The sequence below is a fragment of the bacterium genome (assembly GCA_009926305.1).
GTDB lineage: Bacteria > Bdellovibrionota_C > UBA2361 > UBA2361 > RFPC01 > RFPC01.
Genome location: RFPC01000025.1, coordinates 1 through 20,336, shown reverse-complemented (window position 1 = coordinate 20,336; position 20,336 = coordinate 1). Strand labels below are relative to the sequence as shown.

Genomic DNA, 20,336 nt, shown 5'->3' with positions numbered 1-20,336 from the left:
CGTGTATCGTCAAAGAGGATATATATGAGTGGGACGTGCAGTGCTAAATAGCATGGGAATACCTATAAGAGAGATAAGCTCTCACTATTGATATGAGCCCGAACGAAGAAGAACTTCAAGTGCCTTCTTCGCTTTCGAAGATGGTGATTTTTTCAGTCGTTCCTCTAGAGATTCTTTTGGGTACAGGCACGAGAAAAGCTCTCTAATGCCTCTGATATACCGGGGAGGAGAGTCTTTCAGTCGCGAGCAAAGATACTGAGCGAGCGCCTCGTCCGCATCCTGATTGCTTATCGTATCTGCAATCTCATCCACGATGAGAGAAGTATCCGAACCAAATAATTGAAGTTTTAAACTCGTTGAGAGTTCCAGAGGTATTCCGCTATCGAGTAATTGGGGCATGAGAAAACCGCCAGTTTGCAAGAAGAATCTCCGTCTTACCTGGATGTACATTTCATTAATCCAGTTTAGGTCGCCTGGAAGTAAAGGATTTGGAGAAGCTGGATTTAACGGATCTCTAAAGATTTCTTGCAGCCTTTTCGTCCTAACGCTTACCTCGTTCTCGGCTAGCGCCTCCTCCACGAACTTGGCAACTTTGTCTGGATAGTATCCAAGGAAGTAGAGGACTGATTCAGCTCGCTCATCTTCAGCACCGCTCATTCCCATAATGGCAGTTTTTATCGATTCGTTTTGGTTTTCCAAAAGAAAGACTTCTTCAACGGTTCGGCACTGATATCCTAACTCCAAAAATATCATCCTTAACTTTTTCGAGTCATTTTCTGAAAGCCCAATCTCAATCTCGTCGATGATTGCGGAATCAATCCCTTCGAGTCTATATATCAGTTTGCCAAACCACTCTTCTGTAATGAATCCGCCAGATACAAGTGAAAGGAGATGTCTCCTGAGGCTTCCATATCTCTGGCTGTAAGCATGTTCTAGGAAGCGAAGCGCTGGATACGGGAGCTCCATAATGCATCTGGCAGGTTCCGTTGAAGCACCTTCTTGCTTCAGATTTATGGCTCGTAATTCTTCCCGGATTTGAATCGCTTCGACCGAGAGCAGCTGTATGAGTGCCTCCTGAATCAGAGCAACATTCGTTCCTGCAATGGTAAGCTTCTCGAGAAGAACAGTAAGCAGTGAACGTTTTGCCCCGTGAGAAAAGGATTCGTCGATAACCTCAATTTCTTGATTTGAAAGCCCAATCCAATATTTTTCAAGCGCATCCTCCATGTTTTCAACCATGGCAGCAGTGACCACCTGAACATCAGTCCCATTAAAAAGAGCAAGGGCTTTTTTCTTGTCTTTCGAGGAAAAAACGGGAAGTAAGCGCCTTAGCGATTGTTCTGTTGTGAGTTCAAACTCAGCCTCGAGCATATAGAGCTTTGATGGAGCAATCTGCTTGAGACGTTCTCTCAGTTCATCAAAGGTCTCTATTTTTTCTTGTTGCAAAAATACAGCGGTTTGATGAAGGCGTTCCTCAAAAGGAGTAGTCGTAAGAGCACTTCCCGCCGGGTGCTTTTCCGCGGGCAGGAAAATTGAGAGGAGATCGACATGAAACTGAGCACGGAGTAGTCCGGATGCTTGAGCTTTTATGAGACGCTCTTGAAATGTATCCCCAGATAAGTAGGGAGTGAGATCTTCTTCGAGGGAGACACCGTAGCGAGTAGCGTACGCCTTGCGTACACGAGCCATTTCTCCTGGAGTGTATCCATAAATATGTGATAGAGCACAGCGGGAGCTTTCAGAGTTGCTAATGGCATCTCTTAATCTTTCAGCTGTTCGTGCTGGAGAATCTGCTCGTCCCCGAGGATAGAGCCTTAGGGAAAGCGACAAGTCACTTGCTTCACGTATCATTGCGTCCAGACGCTCTAGAAGAAAAGGAGAAAGGAGCCCAACCTCAGCGAGAATCTCCTGAAAGCCCTCGAGTTCGTAGTCAAAAGCAGTTGATGATTCATGAAATAGTCTTCTTCTCCAGAAGAATGATGTATATTCAGGTGTAATGGTAGGTAAGTTTTCGCTAATACGCGGTGGTAGCGGAGTAGGCTTAGGGGGCGATTGTTGATACTCGGTGAAGAGTTTGATGATTCGAGCAGCAGAGTCTTTCAGATTTTCACCCTCAAGCAGTCCCAGTAGCTCGTTGTGAAGTTGTAGCGGGAATGCACGCGTTATATGCTCTAGGAGATCTGGTTCTTTCTCTGACTTCACGACGTCATTGTAGGCTGTTTCAATTCGTTTAATTTCATACGGAGCTCTTCCTCTTAGTAGATAGCGAAGCGCTTCAAGCTTGAATTGGTTGACGACCTTCTTTTCTTTTTTATTCTCTGTATCCTGTTTCTTCGGTTCGTGTTCTTCGTCTGATTCAATACTGATTTCTGGGAGATTCTCTTTTAACACGTTTGCAAGGAGAAGAGCTGGATAGTCTGCAAATGCAACGCGAAGCTCCCGAATCTGGTGATTTGTAAGATCGAGAAGAATGCGCTCAATTTCCCCTTTGCTCCCCGAATCCGCACTAAAAAATAGTTCCCAGATCTCTTTGGTTAGCTCGGTAATGTTTGCTCCAGCAAGGACTTTCTCGAGTCGTGTGCGAGTGGACTCCCCGGTTCTTTTCACTATTTGATCGATAAGCTCAATACTTTCTCCACGCTCCAGGAGTTCCGCAGAGTATTGCTTCTTAAATGCACTGACTAACTCTTCGAGAAATATACGCTGTTCTTCGCACGTATACTCTTCCAGATAATTATCAAATGCCTTGAGGTACGTGTTGATATTCCTATCCCAAGCATTGGCAGCAAGATGGTACAGCTTTTCCGCAAGTTGGTTGGCATTGATCTTCAACGAAGACTTGAACTCTGGATCGCTTAAGCCCCCAGTATCCGAACCCTGGACGAGAGCAAGCGGCTCCTCGGCAAGACGCTCTAGCGGGCTTCCCTCGCGACGGATAATCTCAGGCCGATAGAATCGCTCGAAGGCTTGACCAAACTTTTCTTTATGGGCGTGTAAGAGCCGTTGTGCAATCGAGCGATATGAATTCGTGGAATCTTCTTCTTGTGTCATTTCTCTTTCTTTATGACGCGCATTACTCTCCATGATACCGAAGAAATGCTCTCCATCCAACTATAAGAATTTTCAGTGCTTTTTAGTGAGAATACTGCAACACGAGCAGGCTGCTGATGGTAGTATTGCCTAGGCGAATTCTGTGCCTGCTCCTGCTTTAAAGGAGGGATAAAGGAATTCATATTGAAAATAGTCTTTCACGAGGGTGTTACCTACTCGTTGATTCAAGATGAGTCTTCCACCAATGGATTGAGCCTGTGCCTGAGAAATGTATTGAGCGGGAGGAATGCCGAACTTCTGAGAGTAAAAACTGAAAACTTCTTCAGCAAGTGTCGGGCAGTCATCACTAAGATTAAACGCCGAGGGCAAGGGCTTTGCAACCTGTAGAGCTTTCTGAAGAATAGCAGCGATGTCATCAACATGAATTCTATTGGTATACCGCATGTCATTCTCAATCAGTCGATAGGTACCATTTTTCATACTCAGCCCAACCCCACGTCCTAGACCGTAGATGCCAGAAAGTCGAAAGGTTGTAGTTCTGGCTTGGCAAAACCCAAAGTAAAGATCTTCAACCGCAACTCGCGCTTGAGCACTCGGATAGAAAGGGGTGCGCTCAGTATCTTCATCTACGACGCTTCCATCCTGCTTTCCATAGACGCCAGTTGTGCTGAGATAGAAAATTTGTTTTACAGAATTTGGAAGCAAATCGAGCAGGTTTTTTACTCCGAGCGTAGGATTCGGTAAGGGGAGTGGAGGGATACTATCGATTACGGTTTGGATGTTCGGATACTTCCGAAAAATTGCTTGAATTGATGCCGTATCGTCCAATTGAACTCGTTCACTATGAATCCCTGCCTTTGTCCATGATTGAACCTTTGCTCCATCTCGTGTGGTAATTACAAATGAATGGGGCTCGAGGAGACGAGAAAGAGCGGAAAGCGCATACCCCCCACCTAAAAGGAGGGTCGAGACGGATTCAGTATCTGGTGCAGCCGATTGGTGCTTCATATATCATACTTTTGTTTGGGCTACCAAAGCAGCCCTCTGTGTGCCTGATTGTACGTCATAAAACGGTCTTCAACACCTAGTTTCCGTGAAAAATTTTATCCTTTTCGGTTCTGTGACCGAACGCCATCTACTCTTCAAAACCGAACGTGTGAGATTCTGAATCGTAACGGGCAGATAAGCGGTTTTCAATTATTGTGGAGGAGCCCCATGTCTGAAGAAAAAGCGAATGGATTTCAATACCAGGAGACGCTTCAACAGCTTATTGATGGGCTTCATCGAGAGGGGCGGTACCGCGTATTCGCAAATTTGAAACGGAAAGTAGGGACCTTCCCAGAGGTAACCTTTCAGGGAGAGGAAGACTCCCGCCAGGTAGTAGTATGGTGCAGTAACGACTATCTCGGTATGGGTCATCATTCAAACGTGCTGCAAGCAATGCACGAATCTCTAGACTCTTCGGGCGCTGGCTCTGGTGGAACACGAAATATCGCTGGAAATCACGAAACGATTGTCGAATTGGAAGCAGAGCTCGCTTCACTTCATGATAAAGAAGCAGCTTTAGCATTTTCCTCAGGGTATGTTGCGAATGTCACTGCGCTCTCAACACTTGCGCGCAGCCTCCCTGGGTGCGTAGTGTTTTCAGACTCCGAGAATCACGCTTCGATGATCCAGGGGATTCGAGGCAGCAAGGCGGAAAAGTATATTTTTGAGCACAATGATCTTGCACATCTTGAACGGTTACTGAAAAGCGTGTCCCCAGAACGTCCGAAAATTATTGCCTTCGAATCTGTCTACTCAATGAGTGGAGATTTTGGGCCGATTGAAGCGATTTGTGATTTAGCAAACGAGTATAATGCGCTTACATACCTGGATGAGACTCATGGAGTAGGGTTATATGGTCACAAAGGCGGTGGCTATGCTCAGGCATGCGGACTGACAGACCGTGTGGATGTTATCCAGGGCGGTCTCGGGAAGGGATACGGAGTTGTTGGGGGATTCGTAACGGGATCAAGCTTGCTCATCGATGTTATCCGAAGCTTTGGAACAGGTTTTATCTTTACCACTTCTCTGCCTCCCGTCATCGCAGCAGGCGCACTGGCTTCTATTCGACATCTTCAGGAAAGTTCAGAGGAACGTGACCTCCACCAAAGAAACGCAAGAGAGCTAAAGCATATGCTTGCGGAGGTAGGTTTGCCGATTCTTCAGACAGAAAGCCATATTATTCCTCTTATGGTTCGGAACTCAGGCACGTGTAAGGCCGTTACCGATTACCTTCTTGAGCATGAGGATATATACATCCAACCGATTAATTATCCGACAGTACCAGCAGGTACCGAGCGTCTTCGAATCACACCAACTCCGCTTCACACAAAAGCGCACATGGAATCTCTTCGAGAAGCGCTGTTGCGTGCATGGAGCGAATTCGGGCTTCCCCTGAATCCGCTCGATGAGCCGAATACCCTGCAAGATGGAAAGATTGTCTCGGGGCAACATGTCATCTCCTAGTCGAGGCATCTCTGTGAGCAATAATCAAATAGCACGTACAGAAGCTGTGTTGCCACTGGCTGAAAGAGCAGTTCTTGTGACGCGACCAGAGCATCAAGCCGAGGATTTTGAGCAGCGAATTACTCAGGTGGGGGGTGTTCCAATCACTATACCTGCCATTTGTCTGTCTCCTTTTAAGAAAGAACACCCTCATGGAAAGGCACTCTTGAAGAGTCTCCAGGAAATTGAAGGCTTTGATTGGATTATTTTTACAAGTGTGAACGGAGTCGATGCCGTGATGGCCGCCTGTACCGAAACGGAGACAGTAGAGAAGATAAGACACCAAGTGGGAATCATTGCAATCGGTCCAGCAACCGCTGCTCGATTACAGGCGCATGGTATATCTCCACAACTCGTTCCCGATGAGTTCATCTCTGATGCAATTCCGAGTGCTCTAGACGAAATAGCCGGTAAGCGCTTTCTCCTCCCTAGAGCAGATATTGCTCGTAAGTGGCTGCCAGAAGAGTTGAAGAGACGGGGTGGTGCCGTTACGGAAGTGCCAACCTATGGAGTGATTCCGAATGAGGATCCCGCGATGGTGGAGAAGTTGAAATCGATCTCTAAGCCTGATTTCATTACGGTGACGAGCTCGTCAACGGTCTGTGGATTGCACGGATTGTTAGAGAAAGCAGGTTGCCTCTCCTGGTTGCAGGAGGTGCCAGTAGTTAGTATCGGGCCAATCACGAGTAAGACCGCGAAAGAGTTTGGGGCTCGCACTGTTATTTCCGCCAGTCGCTATACTACTGATGGGATAATTGATGCGATGATTGAATACGAAGCAATGAAATGTCGAGAAGAGACTCACGGAGAGAGTAATGAATGATACTTTTTTACAAGCATGTCGTCGTCAGCCTACCGAATACACTCCTGTATGGCTGATGAGGCAAGCTGGGCGATATCAAGCGAGCTACCGAAAGATACGGGCGAAGTACTCAATGCTTGAGTTGTGTCAAGAACCTGAAGAGGTCACTCGGGTCACGCTCCTTCCAGTTGAACAGTTTGGAGTTGACTCGGCGATTCTCTTTTCCGATATAACTATCCCGTTCCTTGGGATGAGTGTTGATTTTGATATTGTTCCAGGGGTTGGCCCAGTGATCGAAGAACCAATCCGTAATCCTGAAGATGTGAACCGTCTTACAGAGTTTTCAGTGGACGAGCGGCTTCCTTTTATCACTCAAGCAATTACGCTGCTCAAGAAAGAACTCAAGATTCCCTTGATAGGGTTTGCAGGAGCTCCGTTCACACTGGCTGCTTACCTGATTGAAGGAAAGCCTTCTAAGGACTTTAAGCATGTTCGGCAGTTTATGTATCAATTTCCAGAAGCATGGCAACAGCTCATGGATCACTTAGTGAAGGTAACCGTTGACTATCTCGGTTTACAGGCTCGTGCCGGAGCGGATGCGCTACAGCTTTTTGATAGCTGGGTGGGGGCGCTCCATCCAGTCGCTTATGAGCAATACCTTCTTCCGCAGATGAAGACACTTTTTGAAGAAGTAGGGAAGAATGGGGTGCCGTTAATTCATTTCGGCACAGGAACCGCTTCTCTTCTGCCTCTCATGCAGAGAGCAGGGGGGGATGTGATCGGTATTGATTGGAGAACTCCTCTGGCGGAGAGCTGGGAGCGGCTAGAATATCGATGTGCGGTTCAAGGCAATCTTGATCCTGCAATACTCTTTTGTGATCAAGCGCGCATTCGTAAAGAGGTTGATCGCATTCTTGCCGAAGTAGCAAATCGACCAGGACATATCTTTAATCTCGGACACGGAGTCTTGCCCGGAACACCTGAGAAGAATGTCGAGTTTCTTGTTGACTATGTGCATGAGAAGAGTGCCCGATGACGCATAAAATCGGAATTGTTGGCGGGGGTGTCTCTGGCCTCTCCCTGGCCTATTTTCTGGAAAGGGGAGATGTTGAAGCCGATATCTCCCTCCTCGAAGCTGCCGACTCACTTGGAGGTAAAGTTCAGACCGATCTCGGTCCCAATGGGGAGGTGATAGAGAGAGGGGCTGATTCGTTGCTGCTGAGAGCGGGTTCCCCGTTAGAAGCCTTGTTGGAAGAAACCGGGCTATCGAGTCAAATCATTTCACCACTACAGAAAACCTTCTCCATTCAAAGAGCAGGAGTCCTTCATCGGGTTCCTCTAGGAATGCTTCAAGGGATGCCTAAAAACTTGATGGCTCTCTGGCGATGCTCTCTATTTTCGCTGTACGGAAAGTGTATGGCAACGGTGAGAGGGTTGTACGACCTGATTTTCTCGCCATCCCTTAATGGAGATCCCTCGATTGCAACGACTCTTCGAAGCAGATACGGCAAAGAAGTCTCGAAGTATTTCTTCGAGACGGTTTTTGGTGGAATCCACAGCGGAAATGCTGATGAGTTAAGTTTTTGTGCTTTGTATCCAGACATGGCGAATAGAAGCAAGTCGAAGGGAGGAAAGTATCATCGAGCGCGCTTTATCTCGTTTAAAGATGGAATGGGAATGCTTCCTCAGGCATTACGTCAGAATCTGAAACGGACAAACATACAGACGAATGCGCAGATTCAGAGAGTCCTTCAGACGACCGAAGGACGATATCGAGTTGAATTTTCCAGGGGGGACTCAGCGGAATTTGATCAGCTTGTACTAGCAACTCCGTCGTGGGTTTCTGCAAACCTATTGGAGGAGCTCTCGCCCGTTCTTGCGGAAAAATTAAGTGCTATACAGCATGCGTCGTCAGCCGTAGTGACTATGGTGTTGTCGGAAAAGCACGTGAAGCAAAGTCCGACGGGTAGTGGGTATTTACTTTCTTCAGATGAGGGGGGATATGTAACGGGATGTACCTACTCGTCTGAGAAATGGGATTTTCGACGAGGGAATGATAAAGAAACGCTCCTGGTCCGGATATTCTTCGGAAGAAATGGGGGAGTATCTACCGTTTCTGATGAAGATTTATTAACAGCCGCTCACGAGGAGATTACACACAAGCTCGGCTATGAAGTGGCTCCTCAGTATGAGACGATAGCTCGATGGGACAGGGGCTTGCCTCAATATGCATGTGGCCATGCTGAACGGCTAGAGCAGATTACAGCTGCGCTAGAGCCTTTCCCGCGATTAAGCATCGTCGGAACCTCTTATCGAGGCGTCGGAATACCGGACTGTGTGAAGGAGTCATATCGGGTGGCTCATAGTATTTTAAATAATCTTCGAGGGATGGATCGCTCATGCCAGAGCTCTTCAGACCGAGCGGATAAAGATTTTCTGAGGAAAGTCGAGGAGAAAAAGGACGAGGAGGAGAGATATGGGAAGACAGTTTGCGCCTGATACTGCTGATGGTTGGGCAGTGCTTCATCAGTTTTTTGGTATTGATTGGGTTGGCTTAAAGCGTCTTGCAGAAGAGGCAAGGGAAGAGATTGTAGCCGAGCTCGTGCAGTACTTGGAGCAAAGCCATCTTTATGATTCGGAGCGAGGTCAATCTGCGGCATATCATGTCCTAGGACACAAAGGAGGAATTCTCTTTTTGCATTTTCGCCCAGAGTTTTCTGATTGTGCGCAGGTAGAGCTCGATCTCTCACAGTTGTCTATAGCTGAATACCTGAAAGAACAGGACTCTTATGTTTCGGTTGTGGAACTTGGCATGTACCATACAACAAAAAATATTGTGAGGGCCCTTCGGGAGCAGGGGCTTAAACCTCATACTGAAGAATGGGACAATGCCTACAAAGCGAAGATGGAGCCGCACAAAGAGCACCTTCTTGAGCGTCGATTCACGGAAATCCCTGATACGCGATATATCTGTTTCTATCCGATGGATAAAAGAAGAGGGGAAAAATTCAACTGGTATCACGAAGAGCTGGATCATCGCGCAGAGTTGATGATGGAGCACGGCATGACGGGTCGGCGTTATGCTGGCCGGGTAAGGCAGGTCATTACTGGTTCCATTGGATTTGATGATTGGGAGTGGGGGGTAGATCTCTTCTCTGAATCACCGCAGAATTTTAAAGATTTGGTGTACGAGATGCGTTTTGATGATGCGACTTCTCTTTACGGAGAGTTTGGGAAGTTCTATTTGGGAGTGCGTCTTCCAGCCAATCGGCTTGCTGAATATTTCTCTGGGAAGTTGCCGAAGTAGCTGGGAGCAAGACATATTAGGGTTTGCAACTCACGGTTCGAGATCTTTCGATAACTTATAGAGAGATAGTGAGAAGGGGTGATTCAGGGGATGAGCCTCTCTTCAGAAACTCCACGCTTCTTGCCGTGAACGCAATGTATGTCGCCATCATTGGAGGAATTGATGCGGAGAAGACCTTTGTATCTGGAACAGTGTCACCGACTTCATGAGTAGAAATCTTTTCGTGTTGTTCGAGAGGTATTGAGAGTCTAGAGATATTTTTTACTTCGCTTCCGAGAGCACTCACTACACGAATTACATCTTCCTCGGTACACGATTCAAGCATCACCACACCAAGGGGCTTAGAGCCACCCCACGCAGAAACAAAACGTTCTCCACCAACGAGAGCGATGCATCCTCCTGAGAAAACGGGATACACATGCGTGTTCTGAGGATAGTGAAGGAGCATGGGTCCAGCAGCGGTAGAGGGTTGATGGATTCCAAAAGGCAGGGAATTAAATCCTTTACTCAAAAAGTGCTCTTCTGCAAACGGTCTGGATGCCTCTCTGGCGAGGTGAGTTTCTTGATTAATGGGTTCACCATGAAGGGGGTCTGGATTAGAATTCTCTGGACGAGGTGTGTTTCGATGGTACATAGTGATGGCTCCAATTACTCGCCGTACTAGTACGCTGAAACAAACCTGTTGTCAATCGAGGAAGGGTTAAAGGAGTGATGAAAAAAAATAAGCCGGTTCAGGAGTTTATCAAGGAACTGCATAAGGTTCAGGGAAGGGACGAGTTGCTTGATTTCCTCGAGCAGATTTTGACCCCTCGTGAGCTGGAGGAGATTTCGCACCGCTATCAGATTCTGCGCCTCCTTGAGCAAGGATACACCCAGCGTGATATTGCAGCAAAGCTCGGGGTGGGGATTGCAACCGTTTCTCGAGGAGCTCGAGAGCTAAAAAAGCGAACGGGAATTTAGCCCCTCCCCGTGTACCGTCGTTTTATCTTAGGGCTATTCAGTTCAAGTCTCTTTCCACTCTGTCCGACCTGAATCTTCAGGAGAATTACTTATGGAATGGTGGGGATGGGCGATAGCTGGCTTTATACTTCTTGCTTTCGAGATGGTAGTGCCGGCTGATTTTTTTCTCTTCTTTCTTGGCGTTTCAGCACTTGTTGTGAGCGCTCTCACGGGACTTGAGCTCTTTTCACAGCCTTGGATGTCCTGGTTGACCTTTGCCGTGCTCGCCCTTGGATTTTTAACCGTTGTTCGTCAACGACTTGTAAAAAGGGTTGCTGTAACAAAATCCTTTACCGATATGGATGAGGTCGTCGGCGGGAAAGCAATTGCAAGTGCTGATCTGCCTCCTCAAGCACGAGGGAAAGTGGATATGAGAGGGAGCTCTTGGAGTGCATATAATACCGACTCAGAGGTTATCGCAGCTGGCTCTGAGTGTATTGTAGAGGCCGTTGAGGGGCTTGAATTACGTGTAAGGCGTCTTACTAGAGAATCAGGGAGCGAAGAATAATGGGAGCAACATTTAGCGTAGTGCTCGTCTTTGTCGTATTGGCAATTTTTATTATTTTCAAGATAGCACTGGTTGTTCCTCAGCAGAGCGCATACGTTGTTGAGCGTCTGGGGAAGTTCCATTCAACACTGGGAGCTGGGTTTCATATCCTCATTCCCTTCATTGACGTTGTTCGATACCGACACTCTCTTAAGGAAGTTGCTGCAGATATTCCAGAACAGATCTGTATCACGCGAGATAATGTTCAGGTCGGCATAGATGGCGTAATTTATTTCAAAGTGCTCAATGCGGAGCGAGCTTCATACGGCATTGATAATTTTGTTTTTGCCATATCTCAGCTATGCCAGACGACACTTCGTAGTGAAATTGGACGAATCGATCTCGATAAAACGTTTGAGGAGCGCGCTCAGATAAATACTCAAGTGGTAAGTGAACTTGATAAAGCAACGGAGCCGTGGGGTATTAAGGTGCTTCGGTATGAGATTAGCAACATTACGCCACCTCAAGATGTTATCAATGCAATGGAAAAGCAGATGCGTGCGGAGCGTGAGAAGCGAGCGGTGATTCTCACCTCTGAGGGGGAGAGGGATGCTGCCATCAACAATGCTGAAGGTGAAAAGCAGAAAGTGATTAAAGCCTCAGAAGCAGCGAAGCAACAACAAATTAATGAAGCGGAGGGGGAGGCAGCTGCAATACTATCTGTCGCAGAAGCGACTGCCGAGGGATTAAAGCAAGTTGCAGCAGCAGTTCATGTTCCCGGTGGATTTGAAGCCGTTCAGCTGAGAGTGGCAGAAAACTATCTGTTGCAATTTGGTAAGCTTGCAAAGGCGAATAATACGATGCTGCTTCCAAGTAATGTCTCTGATATAGCTGGCATGGTCGCTACGGCTATGTCAGTAATACAACACCAGCCAGAGACAAAGAAAGATGATTTTCTTTCATCATAATCGCAGACGGCAGACACTCGCTTTTAGCACATTCCTGATTCTATTGGTGTGTACTGGATGTTTCAGATTGCCAGTAGCACAGAGAGAAACTACACCTGATCCATGCGCAGCAATCGTCCTTGCAGTAAAGGAAGCGCGTCAGTTGTTAGGAAGACCAGGCAACGCTCTTCCGCTTTGTCAAAGTCTAACGCGTCATGAGTTTGTACAGATCGGTAGCGAGCTGCTTGCAGCAGAGGTTACAACTGAAGAGCTTGAGATTGAGAGCAGGATCTTTAAGCGAATTGGACTAATACCAAGCGACTATTCTTATGCTGCATGTATCTTTGCAGCCTATACACGAGAGGCATCAGCCTTTTACTCTCCCACGAGAAATACCATTTTTATCCCTAATTGGTTTGATGTGCCGTTTCCCATACTCGTACATGAGGCAGTGCATTTCCTTCAACGGGAACAAGTTGATTTTTCGAATGATGAGCGATTCAGGGGCATTTTCACCGATTCTGCGCTTGCTCTCGGTGCCATGCTTGAAGGCGAAGCGCTGAATGTCGAAGATCGTTACCTCGGGAAGCTCCAAGCAGTATCACGACAAACGGCTCTCCCAGAGAGTTTTCGGTTAAAGCCACAAGCCAATGCGTGCGAGATCCCTCTGAGCATAAAGCGGCTTTTTTATTTCCAGTACGATTATGGAGCGCTTTTCTGGCCACGTATCAATCGTATGTTTCCAGAAATAACAAGAGACGCGATCTTGTCTAATCCACCACTGAGCACCAGCGAGATTATCGATCCGAAAGCTTATGTGCAAAGGGTGAAGAAAAATAAGCAAAATGGAGTTCAAGCGAAAGAGGGGCAAGGTTGTAAGAGCAGAGGAGAAGGGAATAGAGAAATTGGAGAGTATGCATTGCGAAGCCTATTAGAAACGGTTGTAGACCCTCATACGAGTTTTTTAGCTGCTCGTGGCCTACAGAGTGATTGTATAACTCTTGGGCGAGATGCGGACTCCGAATTCATAGTACAAAGCTGGAACCTATCTTTCGATACCGATCATGATGTTCAAGAAGCTTCGAAAGCTCTTCAAGTTCTCTTGTCTGATCATGATGCGACTCTCACTACTGGCAAACATCCTCGTGAATTAGTAATCAACTATTCTAACCTATCGACTGCCCCCTAGAGGTAAGAGAACAGAGCATTACATGGCAATGCGATGAATTTGCAACCTCCAGTATGGAAGGGAAAGAGGATCCTCTTTCTTATAGTAGCTGTTGAGGTGAAATCCAATTCCGGACAATCTCTGTTCGAGGTATTCCATCGTTTCTTCAGCAGCCTCTGCGGTTTTGAAATCTTCGATAAATACCTGTTCAGAGCCATTTCGATCGATGATCCGGAGGTGGGCTTCCTCGGTATTGGGTGAAGTCGGGCTCTGTAATTGCTCCTCAATTTGATAATACAGCGCCGTCACGTTAGAGGAAGCTTTTATTCTTTGAAATACTTCTTCCAGATGTCCTAGCTCCGAGTCTTTTGGATAACTCTTCTGAACGGAGCCTTGTTTCAGCGAAATTTCGGTTATTGACCACCCTTCTTGACTCGATTTGAGATTGAGTCGGTTATAGTCGCTATAGACCGAGATATTCCGTTCTTCTCCGCCTGAAGTCTGGTAGGTGATATCTGATACCCTCAGTTCTTTATGATCGTCTTGGTACTCTGCTCGAGCACAAAATGTGCGTAGAAGTTCTCGAAAGACCACATCAGGAATATCAAACTTCTGAGTGGGAGCGCATTCGTCCGCATGGATAAATACAATTTCTCTGGTCTCACAAAAGAATCGTGCCGTTTTGAGAAAGCCATAATCGAGTCCCATGGCAATGGTGTTGGTCGCCTGTACAGAGTCGAGCACCCAAGCTGGTTCCGTGAGTGAAGGACCAGTAAGCGAACTATCCGAAAGTAAGTCTGGGATGTTTTGATCGTGTTGCTCTCGGTCATCAAAGTTAGGCATAGTCACTCATCCATCAGATAAGAATCTTAGTATGAAGAAGAATTGACGTGGGATTCCATGATAGGGAACGAACAGATCCCCCCTACGTTAATCCCAGTTCCTCCCCTTGGTTATAGAACATCGTTCGCTGAATTGCACATCGCTATCTTCTATCAATGATTTCATATAGATGGGGGGAGTTTTGTCCACTCTCAAAAGGGCGGTGAGACCTGCGAACCCGGGTCCTCAGAACGTGAATCGGGGGTCGGATACCGCGTTTGTAACTCGCTGAGAAAGGCGTCCCAGTTTTTTCCGTTGGAAGAACCCTTTTTCTGGAGGTCAATGCACCTCTTGTAGATATCATCGAGGATTTGAGACTCGGGAGAGGCTGCTCCGCTTTTAAGACGTTTTCGACACTCCTGAAAATACCGCGGCGGTAGGGTAGCGAACGTTGAGTTGCGAAAACGGGTATTATGATGAGCCGGCTCCCACCGTTCGTTGTTCCACTTCCAGACAAGACCAAGTTCCTCAAAGGTTGGACCCTTAGGAAGGCGAGCATCGAAATCTTCTCGATATTTCGACGCCTCATTTAAGAGAGATTTTTCAGAATCAAGAAGATATCCTTTTTCTACTCCATGTTCTCTAATCTGTATTGCAGCAGTTTCCATCATTTGCTTTTCTGCTAGAGAAATCTTCCACCCAGATCGAACCATTTCTTCAAGGGAGCTTAGTTTTTTGATGTCATGGTGTTCTACTGGGACAGCTCTCGTCGCTTCATCCCAAAGCTTCATTACGCGGTCTTTTTGTACGTTGTTACGAAATGAAAGAGAGGGGTGTTCAAAAAGAGTAAATTCTACACTGAGAGACGCGGTAAGTTCTGAGAACGTATCTGGGCGAGCTTTACAGATAGCCTTAATTCTTTGAAGAGTATCGCTCAGTTGGCTGGAGTCGGCATTCGGGTCTTGTTGCCGCAAGAGGTCCATAGCCGATATTTTCGACCCATGTTCTCTCCCGTGTGCCCTGTTATTCTCATAATCCATCCTTATGGTTATGGGCTATTTATCCAATGTGTGACCTCTAGATCTGAGATTGTTCTAATTTTTGGGAGTAAAAATGAAGAGGTCGATCCTGCGATTTCGTAATCTTCCTGATGAGGTGCTATTTGATGCAACTGGGTATTCCTCTCCGAGCCCCTGAAACTGTATTCTCGTCCTTGCAATCCCTCGCTCGGTTAGAAAGTTCACGATGCGCCGTGCTCTTGCCTCACTGAACTCCTTGTTGAATACCATATCATCCGTGCTATCAGTATGGCCTTCAATGCGAATGTGCTGTTCGGGATGTGTCGCAAGGTAAGAAACGATCGGTTCAAGAGAGAGAGGTATTTCTTCATTCAGCAGATCTGTGTTGTGTTCAAACAAAAGGTCACTTCGGAGGGAGAGGTAGATTTCTTTGTCAGGACTCTTTGCTTGGTCTTTGAGCCTAGTTTCTAAGCCAATAGCGCTGTGCTCAATATTCAGCTTTTGTGGATTGAAAACTCCCTCTGAGGAAGAATGTGAGTCAGAGGGTTGTCGAAAGCGGAGACGTGCTCGTTGGGCTCCATTTTGGAGCGAAGCGCGTTCTTCAGCAATAACCATAGTATCATCTAGTAATCGTTCTGTTTGTCTTGTAAGCATGCTGACCTCTTCGGGATCTTGAACTTCTTCCCAACGGAGTTCTGCATACCTCATAGCCCTTTCAGCCTCAGCCATCTCTTCATGAGCATACTCTTGAATGAATGGGTCTTGCTGGAGTTCTTGAACTCTCATCCGAGTGCTCTTCAGTGTCGGAGGAAGGGAGAGAGAGCAGCTTCCAAATAAAAAAAACAGGCCAAGCAGAGAGCACATGATCATAAGAAACAGTCTGCCTAGCGGTCGTTGTGTCATATCCTAAGCCTCTTACCATCATACGAGTACTATGGAGTTAGCAGGAGCTATGGATGGTTGGTATGACTTTCAGCAGATACCAGAGAGCCTGAACGATAAGTAATGGAAGATTGAAGAGTGGGCTTCTTGAAATTTTTTTTGGAAGCGACGGGACTGTTCCCTAACATGTTGTCACAGAGATACCGCTCTTTGCTCTCTCTCAAAGTTAACTGACTGAATGGCAGCTCGTTTGATTCTCTACTGTCGGGCTTTCTCCTGTTATCACTTCTCGAAGTAGTCGAGCAGCTGATTCTGCTCCATGAGTTAAGCCCTTTACAATTTCCTGTTGACGAGTTTTTACCTGTATTCGTTCGCTCCAGGCTTTCGGCAGCTTAGCAAACAGCGCTCCCGAGGTGATATCTTGAAGCTCTAATCCATACTCAGCGCACCGTAATAAGCGTAAATAGCCACGTACTTTGGGAGCGTAAATCATCCCTACAACTGGCACTCCAACTGCAGAGGCAAGAACAAGGGAGTGGAATCGCATTCCTACGAGGAGTTCACAGCGACGCATAACTGCCTGAATGTCATGGCTGAGATAGCGCGAGTTATCAATAACCGGGGCATTGATCATCTTTCCAAGCTTATGAGAGGTTGCCTCATCCATGGGCTGAGTCGAGAAAATAACGGGATATGCCCCGGCAGCCTCTTTTAGCCGCTCCGCTGCTTCTGCAATCTTGTGCAAGAGCGTGTCAGCCCCAGCTACCCGCTCTTCCGGTTTCAACCAAGAGTCTATGTAAACAGTCACATTGATGCCGAGTAGTGGTGCATCAAGCGGAATTCCATTCTCCTCTAATATCTCCTGCGCGCGATCATCTGAGGATACAGGATTTGTAAAGGCAGAGTCTCCCGTCACCAATAGGGGTTGAGTAACACCGATATCTTCGGCGAGCTGTTTGCTGTCCTCATCGCGAAGGGTAACGAGGTCAGAGCCATCCATAACGATGCGAGCTGCCTTACGACTCACAGCACTTGGGAACGGTCCTATTCCACAGTTGTAGCAAACCAACTTACACTTGAAGAGCTTGAAAAAAGGTAAAAGGAGGAAAAGTGTGATGAGAAAGTTAAAAGCGGGGTTCCAAAATCCTTTGCCAAAGATAATTCCATCGCAGATGAGAGCGGCATCACTTCTCGCAATAGCAGCAACTGTAGGAAGACCAAAAAGCCGAAGACTTCCAGTCCACGGCATGCAGTTTATTCCTTTCACGTTATACTGCGCCCCGTAGTGCGCATCAATGAACTGAGGCTTAATACTGGGGACGAGAAATTGAGCATCTGGCATCTCTTTGGTTACTGTTTCGAGAATAGCTGAGAGAATGGCAGCGTCACCAAGATTGCGCCCTGAGTTATTGCCAAGAAGAAGAATCGTTGGATGTTGCTTTTTCATATCTGAGTTTTTTTTATGATTGAGACGCCTTCACGAGCTTTATTCCTCTCATCGCTTCGATTTCATGCCATAGAGCGAAAATAGCAATGTATCAAAACGAGAGAAGAAAGCATAGGTTCACACTATGAGATGGAGAAGGTCTCTCCTGGAGCCAAGATCCGCGGCTCCACTTCGTACTTGCTACACGCTGTTACGAACTCCTCGGCAGTTCCAGTTAAGAGGTCGAATGTGCCGTAATGAATTGGAATCGCGTGCTTTACGCCGAGTAAGGTCGCTGCTTTTGCAGCCTCATGCGGACCCATAGTGAAGCGATCGCCGATAGGAAGCAGTGCGATCTCTGGATGGTAGAGTTCTCGGATACTTTCCATATCCCTAAAGAGGAGAGTATCTCCTGCATGGTAAAGAGTTGTGGTTCCATCGTTCACGATGATTCCACATGCTTCTCCTGCGTACACTGGGCCTGATGGAAGGTCATACGAACTCGAGTGCTTCGCATCAGTAAGAGTGATCTGGAGTCCATTCCACCCAATAGTCCCACCCTTATTCATGTAGTGAACTTTAGAGCCATCAACTCCTTCGCTGATCATGATGTTACAGAGTTCGTACGTTGCGACTATTTCGGCCCCCGTTCTCTTGGCCAGTTCAGGGGCTTCACTTGCATGATCACTATGTCCGTGGGTCAAAATAATAAGATCAACCTGCTCGGGAGTTTTCAATGCATCTGGGCATGCAGGATTATTGACGAGCCAAGGGTCTATCGCAATGACGCTCTCGTTGTAATTGATGAGTACAGCTGAATGCCCTAAATATTTCACCTCGCGTATTCCCATCGTCCCCTCCTGAGTCGTGTTTGATTCGTTTAGATCATAGCTCAGAACAAACCTGAGAGAAAAGGGGGGGTGTGTGCTCGATATTACGCCATCAGCGCAATATGAGAATCATCGAGTGCGGTTTTCGTAATGAGAGATGAGCTGATCTCCAGACCTGAAGTATATTCGGGAGTAAAGGCCACATGACCATCCAGGCCTTCGGGAGCGGTCTTAGGGAGCGATTGTAATTTTCCGCTCAGTAGCCTCTTTCTTTAGAGCATCAGAACTCTCTAGTCTTCCATCAGCATGATAGATAAGTTCTTTCCCAGCGATTGCGTTCACTACCCACGGATAGAGCTGATGTTCCAATTCTAATACCCGTGATGCCAAGGACTCCTCTGTTTCTTCTTGCCGTATCTCACAGCTCATTTGAGCAAGTAGTGGGCCACTATCGACTTCGGGTGTGACGAGGTGCACAGTGCATCCATGGTCCTGCGCACCAGATTCAATTGCTTTTCGGTGCGGTTCAAGCCCCGGAAATGCCGGCAAAAGGGAAGGGTGAATATTGAGAATGCGATTCTCATATTGATGGATAAAGTCTGCATCAATAATTTGCATATAGCCCGCTAAAAGAATCAAGTCGGGTTGTAACTCTTCAGTCTTTTTATACAACGCAGATTTTTGTTCACGCACAGAGTTAAATGCATCTCGAGGTGCGGTGAATGTAGGGATGCCTTGAGCGTCGGCAAACATTAGCCCAGCCGCGTCTTCTCGATTGCTCAATACGCACTCAACCGAGAAGTGTCTCTGATTTGCGAGCAAAGCCTTGAGGTTAGAGCCTCTGCCGGATATGAAAACAACTGTTCTACAGCTCATTGATAAGACTATGATATACTGACGAGAGATTAGCAAAGAGGTGAATTATGCATGCCAGATTTAAAATCTTGTTCGCTCAGAGTCGATTCCCCAAATCGTTAGCAGCGGGTCTTTTTGGGGCTATGCTCGGCTTCTCTTTCCTCGCTGCGAGTCCTCTGCTCGCGGACGAGGACGGTGCCGGAAGAGAGCGCCATTTTCAGTCGCCGCGAAAGACCAACTCGCAGATACAGGCAGTGGCTCCTGTTCAAGGTGAACCGAAGGCTACGAGTTCGGACTGGAGAGACACGCGTTTGCCACCGGTGTTGCCTGGTGAAAGTGTTGAGCGTGGTGGCAAGAGGCACAAGGTTATCACTACTGTCGGCCCCGTCCCGGTAGCACCTGTTCCAACTGCTCCCCATGCGCCAGTTGCTCCAACAGTGCCGTCGCCAAGTGTTTCCAACGGAGGGCTATCTTCCCTAGATACTACTACGCCGTCTGTGTCAGTCATCCTGGATAGGCGAGGTGGCGCTGCCAAAGAGTTGGATAATGCTGATGAGTAAAGAAATCTCGAAAACACTTCTTTGTTCGTCACAGCATAAATCGTGCATGTTTATATGAAGTCTGTTCTGCACGCTCCTTGGGGTCTCCCCCTTTGGTCTCGTAGTGATAGATGAGGAAGAATTTCTGTTGCCTAACAACCGTTACTGTTAGCCAACAGCCAGCGTAGATAAGGCGATGATATCGATTCAGGAGTAAGAACGACAAACTCAGGAACCTCATAGGGATGAATCGAATGAAACTGTTCCTCTAGTTTTTCAAGGGACTTTAACTGGGTCTTGAGAATCAGTAGGCACTCGTCGGTTTTTTCAATTTTCCCTTCCCACTGGTATATTGAAACCCCTGCCGCTACCAAATTCCCACAGGCGATGAGGCCCTCGGAAACGAGTTGAGTAAGTAACGATTCTCCCAGCTCCTTGTCTGCAATGGTTGATAAGACGATTCTTGCTTCCATCATAGGCTTCCCATTCGAGGCGAGTATGATACCCTATTTAACCAGAGAAGCGTAACACTCATATTGGGAGGAGTCTCATGGGAAATCTGATATTCTGTCCAGATAAAGGAATCCGTACCTTTCTCTTTCTCCTATTTGCAACTGCTGGGGTTATTCTCTCGGGTGCTGTTGTAAGGGGT

At 47.1% G+C, this 20,336-nt stretch carries 20 protein-coding genes; 10 read left to right on the top strand and 10 right to left on the bottom strand.

All coding sequences use genetic code 11. From position 1 onward, the window contains the following. Positions 1-84 precede the first annotated feature (84 nt). Both EBR25_05960 and EBR25_05955 read right to left on the bottom strand, forming a co-directional pair. On the bottom strand, positions 85-3,084 hold the full coding sequence (locus tag EBR25_05960; protein NBW40539.1) for a hypothetical protein: 3,000 nt from the start codon (positions 3,082-3,084) through the stop codon (positions 85-87). A 96-nt stretch (positions 3,085-3,180) separates the two neighbouring features. Next, positions 3,181-4,059, bottom strand: a complete 879-nt coding sequence (locus tag EBR25_05955; GenBank protein ID NBW40538.1) for a hypothetical protein — start codon at positions 4,057-4,059, stop codon at positions 3,181-3,183. A gap of 207 nt (positions 4,060-4,266) precedes the next feature. Here EBR25_05955 and hemA point away from each other — a divergent pair, with 207 nt between their 5' ends. From hemA to EBR25_05930, 5 genes are read left to right on the top strand one after another with little or no spacing between them, the layout of a single operon-like run. Continuing rightward, positions 4,267-5,562 carry a 5-aminolevulinate synthase gene (gene hemA / locus EBR25_05950; protein NBW40537.1) on the top strand — a complete coding sequence of 432 codons (1,296 nt, stop codon included), beginning with the start codon at positions 4,267-4,269 and terminating at the stop codon, positions 5,560-5,562. After that, a complete protein-coding gene (locus tag EBR25_05945; protein ID NBW40536.1) occupies positions 5,504-6,424 on the top strand; it encodes a uroporphyrinogen-III synthase in 921 nt (306 codons plus the stop codon). The genes hemA and EBR25_05945 overlap by 59 nt, the downstream gene beginning before the upstream one ends. After that, positions 6,417-7,439, top strand: coding sequence for a uroporphyrinogen decarboxylase (hemE, locus tag EBR25_05940; GenBank protein ID NBW40535.1), 1,023 nt, complete (start codon positions 6,417-6,419; stop codon positions 7,437-7,439). Before EBR25_05945 ends, hemE begins: the two co-directional genes overlap by 8 nt. Next, on the top strand, positions 7,436-8,902 hold the full coding sequence (gene hemG / locus EBR25_05935) for a protoporphyrinogen oxidase (protein ID NBW40534.1): 1,467 nt from the start codon (positions 7,436-7,438) through the stop codon (positions 8,900-8,902). The genes hemE and hemG overlap by 4 nt, the downstream gene beginning before the upstream one ends. Next, a complete protein-coding gene (locus EBR25_05930) occupies positions 8,880-9,710 on the top strand; it encodes a heme-dependent peroxidase (protein NBW40533.1) in 831 nt (276 codons plus the stop codon). Before hemG ends, EBR25_05930 begins: the two co-directional genes overlap by 23 nt. A 55-nt stretch (positions 9,711-9,765) precedes the next feature. Here EBR25_05930 and EBR25_05925 read toward each other — a convergent pair whose 3' ends face one another. Continuing rightward, positions 9,766-10,344, bottom strand: a complete 579-nt coding sequence (locus EBR25_05925; protein NBW40532.1) for a hypothetical protein — start codon at positions 10,342-10,344, stop codon at positions 9,766-9,768. A gap of 77 nt (positions 10,345-10,421) precedes the next feature. On the opposite strand from EBR25_05925, the gene EBR25_05920 reads away from it, so the two are divergent. From EBR25_05920 to EBR25_05905, 4 genes are all read left to right on the top strand, one after another. Further along, positions 10,422-10,670 (top strand): transcriptional regulator, encoded by a 249-nt coding sequence (locus tag EBR25_05920; GenBank protein NBW40531.1) that lies wholly within the window; start codon positions 10,422-10,424, stop codon positions 10,668-10,670. Positions 10,671-10,761: 91 nt separating this feature from the next. Then, the gene (locus EBR25_05915; protein NBW40530.1) at positions 10,762-11,217 is read left to right on the top strand and encodes an NfeD family protein; all 456 of its coding nucleotides are present in this window, start codon (positions 10,762-10,764) and stop codon (positions 11,215-11,217) included. Beyond that, a complete protein-coding gene (locus tag EBR25_05910; protein ID NBW40529.1) occupies positions 11,217-12,164 on the top strand; it encodes a paraslipin in 948 nt (315 codons plus the stop codon). Before EBR25_05915 ends, EBR25_05910 begins: the two co-directional genes overlap by 1 nt. Further along, complete coding sequence (locus EBR25_05905) at positions 12,145-13,332, top strand: hypothetical protein (protein NBW40528.1); 1,188 nt, start codon at positions 12,145-12,147, stop codon at positions 13,330-13,332. The genes EBR25_05910 and EBR25_05905 overlap by 20 nt, the downstream gene beginning before the upstream one ends. 18 nt (positions 13,333-13,350) lie before the next feature. On the opposite strand, the gene EBR25_05900 is transcribed toward EBR25_05905, so the two are convergent. The 6 genes from EBR25_05900 to EBR25_05875 all read right to left on the bottom strand — a co-directional run bounded on the left by EBR25_05900 (position 13,351) and on the right by EBR25_05875 (position 19,166). Beyond that, complete coding sequence (locus EBR25_05900) at positions 13,351-14,154, bottom strand: hypothetical protein (GenBank protein ID NBW40527.1); 804 nt, start codon at positions 14,152-14,154, stop codon at positions 13,351-13,353. A 191-nt stretch (positions 14,155-14,345) separates the two neighbouring features. Further along, complete coding sequence (locus tag EBR25_05895) at positions 14,346-15,116, bottom strand: hypothetical protein (protein NBW40526.1); 771 nt, start codon at positions 15,114-15,116, stop codon at positions 14,346-14,348. A 111-nt stretch (positions 15,117-15,227) separates the two neighbouring features. Continuing rightward, on the bottom strand, positions 15,228-16,055 hold the full coding sequence (locus tag EBR25_05890; protein NBW40525.1) for a DUF4398 domain-containing protein: 828 nt from the start codon (positions 16,053-16,055) through the stop codon (positions 15,228-15,230). A gap of 205 nt (positions 16,056-16,260) precedes the next feature. Beyond that, positions 16,261-17,481: a hypothetical protein gene (locus EBR25_05885; GenBank protein NBW40524.1), complete on the bottom strand. Its 1,221-nt coding sequence runs from the start codon at positions 17,479-17,481 to the stop codon at positions 16,261-16,263. A 122-nt stretch (positions 17,482-17,603) separates the two neighbouring features. Further along, entirely contained in the window at positions 17,604-18,311 is a 708-nt protein-coding gene (locus EBR25_05880; protein ID NBW40523.1) for a metal-dependent hydrolase, read from the bottom strand. Between the two features lie 210 nt (positions 18,312-18,521). Continuing rightward, complete coding sequence (locus EBR25_05875) at positions 18,522-19,166, bottom strand: phosphoribosylglycinamide formyltransferase (GenBank protein ID NBW40522.1); 645 nt, start codon at positions 19,164-19,166, stop codon at positions 18,522-18,524. A gap of 47 nt (positions 19,167-19,213) precedes the next feature. Between EBR25_05875 and EBR25_05870 the strand changes: the two genes are divergently transcribed. Beyond that, positions 19,214-19,705: a hypothetical protein gene (locus tag EBR25_05870; GenBank protein ID NBW40521.1), complete on the top strand. Its 492-nt coding sequence runs from the start codon at positions 19,214-19,216 to the stop codon at positions 19,703-19,705. 131 nt (positions 19,706-19,836) lie between these two features. Here the strand turns inward: EBR25_05870 and EBR25_05865 are convergent, their stop codons facing one another. Beyond that, on the bottom strand, positions 19,837-20,160 hold the full coding sequence (locus EBR25_05865) for a divalent-cation tolerance protein CutA (protein ID NBW40520.1): 324 nt from the start codon (positions 20,158-20,160) through the stop codon (positions 19,837-19,839). Positions 20,161-20,336: the final 176 nt, after the last annotated feature.

What these genes read in the sequence shown, in the direction of transcription:
- EBR25_05960 (NBW40539.1), bottom strand. Translation starts at nt 3,084, where the DNA reads ATGGAGAGTAATGCGCGTCATAAAGAAAGAGAAATGACACAAGAAGAA.
- EBR25_05955 (NBW40538.1), bottom strand. Translation starts at nt 4,059, where the DNA reads ATGAAGCACCAATCGGCTGCACCAGATACTGAATCCGTCTCGACCCTC.
- hemA (NBW40537.1), top strand. Translation starts at nt 4,267, where the DNA reads ATGTCTGAAGAAAAAGCGAATGGATTTCAATACCAGGAGACGCTTCAA.
- EBR25_05945 (NBW40536.1), top strand. Translation starts at nt 5,504, where the DNA reads ATGAGCCGAATACCCTGCAAGATGGAAAGATTGTCTCGGGGCAACATG.
- hemE (NBW40535.1), top strand. Translation starts at nt 6,417, where the DNA reads ATGAATGATACTTTTTTACAAGCATGTCGTCGTCAGCCTACCGAATAC.
- hemG (NBW40534.1), top strand. Translation starts at nt 7,436, where the DNA reads ATGACGCATAAAATCGGAATTGTTGGCGGGGGTGTCTCTGGCCTCTCC.
- EBR25_05930 (NBW40533.1), top strand. Translation starts at nt 8,880, where the DNA reads ATGGGAAGACAGTTTGCGCCTGATACTGCTGATGGTTGGGCAGTGCTT.
- EBR25_05925 (NBW40532.1), bottom strand. Translation starts at nt 10,344, where the DNA reads ATGTACCATCGAAACACACCTCGTCCAGAGAATTCTAATCCAGACCCC.
- EBR25_05920 (NBW40531.1), top strand. Translation starts at nt 10,422, where the DNA reads ATGAAAAAAAATAAGCCGGTTCAGGAGTTTATCAAGGAACTGCATAAG.
- EBR25_05915 (NBW40530.1), top strand. Translation starts at nt 10,762, where the DNA reads ATGGAATGGTGGGGATGGGCGATAGCTGGCTTTATACTTCTTGCTTTC.
- EBR25_05910 (NBW40529.1), top strand. Translation starts at nt 11,217, where the DNA reads ATGGGAGCAACATTTAGCGTAGTGCTCGTCTTTGTCGTATTGGCAATT.
- EBR25_05905 (NBW40528.1), top strand. Translation starts at nt 12,145, where the DNA reads ATGATTTTCTTTCATCATAATCGCAGACGGCAGACACTCGCTTTTAGC.
- EBR25_05900 (NBW40527.1), bottom strand. Translation starts at nt 14,154, where the DNA reads ATGCCTAACTTTGATGACCGAGAGCAACACGATCAAAACATCCCAGAC.
- EBR25_05895 (NBW40526.1), bottom strand. Translation starts at nt 15,116, where the DNA reads ATGGACCTCTTGCGGCAACAAGACCCGAATGCCGACTCCAGCCAACTG.
- EBR25_05890 (NBW40525.1), bottom strand. Translation starts at nt 16,055, where the DNA reads ATGACACAACGACCGCTAGGCAGACTGTTTCTTATGATCATGTGCTCT.
- EBR25_05885 (NBW40524.1), bottom strand. Translation starts at nt 17,481, where the DNA reads ATGAAAAAGCAACATCCAACGATTCTTCTTCTTGGCAATAACTCAGGG.
- EBR25_05880 (NBW40523.1), bottom strand. Translation starts at nt 18,311, where the DNA reads ATGGGAATACGCGAGGTGAAATATTTAGGGCATTCAGCTGTACTCATC.
- EBR25_05875 (NBW40522.1), bottom strand. Translation starts at nt 19,166, where the DNA reads ATGAGCTGTAGAACAGTTGTTTTCATATCCGGCAGAGGCTCTAACCTC.
- EBR25_05870 (NBW40521.1), top strand. Translation starts at nt 19,214, where the DNA reads ATGCATGCCAGATTTAAAATCTTGTTCGCTCAGAGTCGATTCCCCAAA.
- EBR25_05865 (NBW40520.1), bottom strand. Translation starts at nt 20,160, where the DNA reads ATGATGGAAGCAAGAATCGTCTTATCAACCATTGCAGACAAGGAGCTG.